General features: G+C 37.4%; 5 protein-coding genes and 1 pseudogene. 2 read left to right on the forward strand and 4 right to left on the reverse strand.

Annotated elements, in window-relative coordinates; translation table 11 throughout:
* Nucleotides 1-248, reverse strand: a 248-nt coding sequence (locus tag B2008_RS08230; RefSeq protein WP_286822642.1) for a DUF1269 domain-containing family protein, incomplete at its 3' end; no start/stop codon positions are given.
* A gap of 25 nt (nucleotides 249-273) precedes the next feature.
* A complete protein-coding gene (locus B2008_RS08235) occupies nucleotides 274-699 on the reverse strand; it encodes a DUF948 domain-containing protein (protein WP_281828219.1) in 426 nt (141 codons plus the stop codon).
* Nucleotides 700-809: 110 nt separating this feature from the next.
* Here B2008_RS08235 and B2008_RS08240 point away from each other — a divergent pair, with 110 nt between their 5' ends.
* Complete coding sequence (locus B2008_RS08240; RefSeq protein ID WP_281828217.1) at nucleotides 810-1658, forward strand: mechanosensitive ion channel family protein; 849 nt, start codon at nucleotides 810-812, stop codon at nucleotides 1656-1658.
* 34 nt (nucleotides 1659-1692) lie between these two features.
* Here B2008_RS08240 and B2008_RS08245 read toward each other — a convergent pair whose 3' ends face one another.
* Together B2008_RS08245 and murI are read right to left on the reverse strand one after the other, a co-directional pair.
* Nucleotides 1693-2313: an XTP/dITP diphosphatase gene (locus B2008_RS08245; protein ID WP_281828215.1), complete on the reverse strand. Its 621-nt coding sequence runs from the start codon at nucleotides 2311-2313 to the stop codon at nucleotides 1693-1695.
* Nucleotides 2313-3118: pseudogene (gene murI, locus B2008_RS08250) on the reverse strand (glutamate racemase). Before murI ends, B2008_RS08245 begins: the two are co-directional and overlap by 1 nt.
* A gap of 77 nt (nucleotides 3119-3195) precedes the next feature.
* Here murI and B2008_RS08255 point away from each other — a divergent pair.
* On the forward strand, nucleotides 3196-3599 hold a 404-nt coding region (locus tag B2008_RS08255), incomplete at its 3' end, for a YslB family protein (protein WP_414672006.1).

Below are 3599 nucleotides of genomic sequence, written 5' to 3' on the forward strand. Positions count from 1 at the left end.
ATGACAATATCATCAAAGTCTTTTAATTCAGAATCATCCTCAACGCTCTTTGGGAAGGATGCCAATTGATTCTTAACGATTTCAGTACCGTTATCATACTTCTTTTTAAGATCTTGAAGTTTTTCGTTGACCTTAATTTTTTTCTTTACATCATCAAGTAGATCATCATCAACTAATAATGAGCCAGCTGCAAAACCAGCGGCAGCACCTAAAACAGCACCAACTAAAAAACTAGTAAATTTACTCATCGGGGTTTCCTCCTTTATCTTCTATTTAATCTTCACCATTGCGACGTTTGCGTCTAGCCAGCATTGCTGTTAACAATGAAGAAACAATGCCTGTTCGACCTAAATGCACATTGTTGATCCGTTTTGCCATCTTTTTAGAAGAAGCGTTAATTTCTGAAACACTTTCCCCAAGATCTGCAGCAGCTTTAACTACTGGATCAATTGTCTTCATTTTACCATTAATATCGGCTAATAAATCGTTTGTTTTATCTAATAAGTCGCTGCTTTGCTTCATCAAGCCATCTACATCTGTTGAAATTTCTTGAATTGACTTGTTAGTTGTTTGCATAGTTTTATTAACTTCTTTTAAAGTTTTTGAAGTACGCACAAGCATTGGAATTGTAAATAAAACTAACAATAGAAATGCTACAGCAGCAATTAAACCAGCGATAGCTCCATAAGAAATTACCATCTTCTACCTCCAATAATACATCTAAAAAAAGTCTAGCATGAAAATACTTGTTTCTCAATCAAAAAGTTATTTGTTAAGATAGAAACAAGATTTTACAAGGAGAAACTCTAATGAAAACCGCATTGCATATTGGTAAAAATACTTTTTCACTTAATTGGGATAAAATCGGCAACTATTTAATCACTGTTTTGTGGCAACTGCTCTTAACCACGCTAATTTTTTATCTTATTTCACACTTTGGCAAAAAAATAATTAATCGCTATCTGCAAAGCAAGCCAAAAAGGATCAAAAATAAACGTACTAAAACAATTACTGCATTGATCAACAGTGTTTTTCAGTATACTGTAATTTTCTTTTATCTTTTTGGCATTCTATCAATTATCGGTGTTCCAGTTGGCACCTTGCTTGCCAGCGCCGGAATTTTCTCCCTGGCGCTAGGAATGGGAGCACAGGGTTTTGTTAGCGACCTTGTTAACGGCTTTTTTATTTTGAGTGAAGATCAATTTGACGTTGGCGATACCGTGCTAATCGATTCGCAAACAGGAACAGTTACGCAATTAGGACTCAGAACAACCAGACTTAAGGCCTCCGATGGCTCTACGATTTTTATTCCCAACCGCAATATTTCGATTGTTCAAAATTTAGCTCATAACTTCATCAGCATGACGGTCAATTTGGAATTAGATGCGGGCAATAATTTTGATCAAGTCACTCAGATTATCAAGCAAGTCAATAAGGAAATTAAGCCCAGCAAAAATTTGCTTGCGACTGCACCTACGATCATCGGAGTTACTGGTCAAAATGGGCAGACAATCACTTATGCTGTTTCTTTTAAAGTAAAGCTGGACAAACAAAGCATTGTTAAAAATCTGTACTTGAGTCACTACATTGAAGCTTTGCAAAAAAGTCATATTAAATTTGCGGAGACTTCAAGCACGATTACTACAAAATTAGCCTAAAAAAGAGTTGGAAATAAAATTCCAACTCTTTTTTCTAATCAAATTGTGCAAGCCAAGCAGGCAATTCTTTAAGCAGTTTTTTAATTGCTCTGCCACGATGTGAAATTTCATTCTTCTCATCGGTAGTCATTTGTGCGAATGTTTTTTCTTTTTCAGGAACATAAAAAAGCGGATCATAGCCAAAACCGTCTTCGCCAACAGGACCTGGCATAATTTCACCAGCACATTGACCAGAAACTACTAGATCCTGATCAAAGTGTCCCGGCATTGAAACAACGATGGTCGTATTAAACTTTGCTGTTCTTTCAGCTTGTGGCACTCCGCCTAATTCTGCCAAAAGCTTGGCATTGTTATGGGCATCATTATGAGCTTCGCCGGCATACCTAGCTGAACGTACGCCAGGTGCACCATTTAATTTATCAACCATTAAACCTGAATCATCAGCAATTGTCGGCAGGCCAGAAAATTCTGCCAATTCATGAGCCTTGATTTTGGCATTTGCTTCAAAGGTTTTGCCAGATTCAATTGGATGAGGCGGATTATCCAAATCTGCGTCCGTTTTAACGATTAAATCAACTCCAGCTTGCTTGAATGCTTCCTTAAGTTCTTTTACTTTGCCTTGATTATTTGTTGCAAACAAAATTTCTCTCGTCATCACATATTCTCCGTATCTACATGCTTTGCTTTTAAATTAGGCTGATCCAAGAAAGATTGCCCCATACGTTCAAATTTTTCTACGTCTCCTGTCGTGTAATACTCATGTCGAGCCACGCTGCCTGGAGCTGCAAATAAGCCATCGCGGCGCATCACGTTGAAAGTATATTGTGCAACTTGATCTGCTGGATCTACAATTGAAACGTCGTCAGGCAGTGCTTCTTCAAACTCTTTTTGAATTAGCGGATAATGCGTACAACCTAAAACAAAAGTATCAAAGTCTTNNTTCCTTGGAGTGGCTTCAAACTTTCCTTAACCACCCGCAAATTAGTATTGTAGTCTTCCTCTGCTTCTACAAGAGGTGCCAGCTTGGGCGTAGCCAATTCAGTTACCTCAATCTCTGGATCGCGAAATTGAATTTCATTTTTGTAAGCATGTGAAGCAATAGTCACTGGCGTAGCGGAGACAGCCACTTTTTTATTTTCAGTTGTTCTGGCTGCAGCCAAACTTCCAGATTGAATGACGCCGATAATTTGTAGTTTAATTTCTTTTTGAATTGTTGACATAGCAGCTGCAGTTGCCGTATTGCAGGCAAAAATAATCAGCTTAACGTCTCTGCTTAATAAAAAATTAACACTATGCCGCGTCAACTCGATAACTTTTTCTTTGCTCTTGTCTCCGTACGGCATATGAGCATTGTCACCGATAAAAATAGTTGATTCTTCAGGCAATTTTTTGATAACTTTTTTAACAACGCTAAAACCACCATCACCAGAATCTAGTAGTCCGATCGGACGATTATCCATAATTTTATGCACCTCTAAAGAAAAATTTTATTTTCTACTTCCACTAGTTTACGGTAAAATAAAAAAGAATAAAAGGGATGAAACTTATGCAAGATGAAACAAATCAAACAAACGAACATGTTTACTTTTTAAATCAGCTTTACAGAGACTTCCTTTTACCAGAAATTCTCGGTAAAGATACTGCAGATATCCTTTACTGGGCCGGCAAGAGAATCTCTCGGCACTATGATCTTTCCTCTTTTGACGATTTGGCTGAATTCTTTAAAATGGCTGAATTCGGCAAATTAGAAAAAGTTAAAGAGCGAAGGGCATCAACTACTTATGAATTAAGTGGTCAAACCGTCACAGATCGTTTAAACAGCGATAGCAAAGAATTCGCTATTGAAGCGGGAATGATCGCCGAAGCAATGCAAAAAGAAAATGACCGCACAACTGAGTGTGAAATCAATATTTTAGATAAAGAAAACAAGGTCGAACTTGT

This window comes from Lactobacillus sp. UBA5813, assembly GCF_002417895.1.
Taxonomy (GTDB): Bacteria; Bacillota; Bacilli; order Lactobacillales; family Lactobacillaceae; genus Lactobacillus; species Lactobacillus amylolyticus.